This is a genomic window from Psychrobacter sp. (assembly GCF_036731945.1).
Lineage (GTDB): Bacteria > Pseudomonadota > Gammaproteobacteria > Pseudomonadales > Moraxellaceae > Psychrobacter.
In genome coordinates this window covers 2,505-3,856 of record NZ_DAINDI010000060.1, presented here as the reverse complement: position 1 = coordinate 3,856, position 1,352 = coordinate 2,505, and the positions used below count along the sequence as shown (strand labels likewise).

Genomic DNA, 1,352 nt, shown 5'->3' with positions numbered 1-1,352 from the left:
GAGCAAGAATAATCAAGCTACTGGCTTCTTGGTGGGCAGATAACGGTCTCAACCACATCGTAAAGACATTATCTTTAACATGATAACGTAAGTCGTTTAGGCATTTATCCCAAATAGTTGCTGTATCAATCATGAAAAATACTAACCCCATAGTCCAAGGTAATCGGTCAAAAAAACGTCATTTTTATAGTGTAAATCTATCAGCTTTAAGCCCCAAAAAGCCTCTTTTCTTAATAAAGATACCTGATGATCACATAACTCAAAATCATACATCTAGTAGGGCGCTAATCTAACACAAACAGCCTGTGGATAACACCTTGTTTTTTGTGGATAAGACTGTGGATAGTTTTGTGGACAAGTATATATCATGAGTTATCCATATTCCATCCACAGGTTATACACAGGCTTACCCATAACCTATTCTTTTGATAATAAAGTAAAAAATCGAGTTAACCACAGATAATATAGTCCCCAATAACAACAATATTTATATATATCAATAGTTAATTATTATAGAGTTCGACACAAACTGTGGATAAGTTTCAAAAATTCATTATCAAAATAGTTTTTCTAATAAGATAATTTGGGTCTACTAATATGAGTTTATTTAACTAAATCTCTTAGCTGCAAAACTCTCATTACCGATAAATATAAGAAAACTCACTCTGTTGTAAAATCATCTGTATGAAAACAGAGCAAATTAGTTCGTTGACCAAAATACTATGCAGTGGTATAATCCTCCGCTATTACGAATTTAGTCCATTATTTTGATAGGTGAGTTATGAAACGTACATTCCAACCAAGCGTGATCAAGCGTAAACGTACTCACGGTTTCCGTGCACGTATGGCAACCAAAAAAGGCCGCCAAGTCTTAGCTCGTCGCCGCGCTAAAGGACGTCATCGCCTTACTGTATAATTAATCAGTAGATTGCGATAAGCATGGCCGATAGTGCTTGTTGTGTTTCTATTATTTTATAGATTGCGATCGTCAAGCATCACAACTGTCACTCAGCCATATATTAAAAGCGCCCACATCGGCGCTTTTTTTGTCTCTATACTTTGTTATTCTTTCTACGCTATTATCTCTGCTAGTGTTACTAGCTCTTATATTAGGTTGTATTATGTCCAATACCGTTTCAGCGCCCCCCAACGCTCGATTTACCAAAGCACAGCGCCTACTCACGCCTTCGTCCTTTCGCGAGGTATTTGACGCGCCTGAGCGCAAGCTGCATCAGAGTCATTTAATGGCGTTTGTACGTAGTAACCATTGTGAACAGCCTCGAGTCGGTATGGCCATTACCAAACGTAAAGTACCGACGGCTGTCACACGAAATTTAATCAAACGTCATGTT

2 protein-coding genes and 1 pseudogene are annotated in these 1,352 nt (G+C 37.7%); 2 read left to right on the top strand and 1 reads right to left on the bottom strand.

The genetic code is table 11. The features are described 5' to 3' along the window. Positions 1–115 (bottom strand): annotated as a pseudogene (locus V7D75_RS11480) (DnaA N-terminal domain-containing protein); the annotation flags it as partial. Positions 116–781: 666 nt separating this feature from the next. Between V7D75_RS11480 and rpmH the strand changes: the two are divergent. Beyond that, positions 782–916 (top strand): 50S ribosomal protein L34, encoded by a 135-nt coding sequence (gene rpmH / locus V7D75_RS11475; protein WP_007394757.1) that lies wholly within the window; start codon positions 782–784, stop codon positions 914–916. A 205-nt stretch (positions 917–1,121) separates the two neighbouring features. Beyond that, positions 1,122–1,352 (top strand): ribonuclease P protein component (rnpA, locus tag V7D75_RS11470; RefSeq protein WP_333614659.1); only part of this gene is annotated, 231 nt, incomplete at its 3' end.

Coding starts and splice junctions, on each gene's coding strand:
- rpmH (WP_007394757.1), top strand. CDS start 782: ATGAAACGTACATTCCAACCAAGCGTGATCAAGCGTAAACGTACTCAC.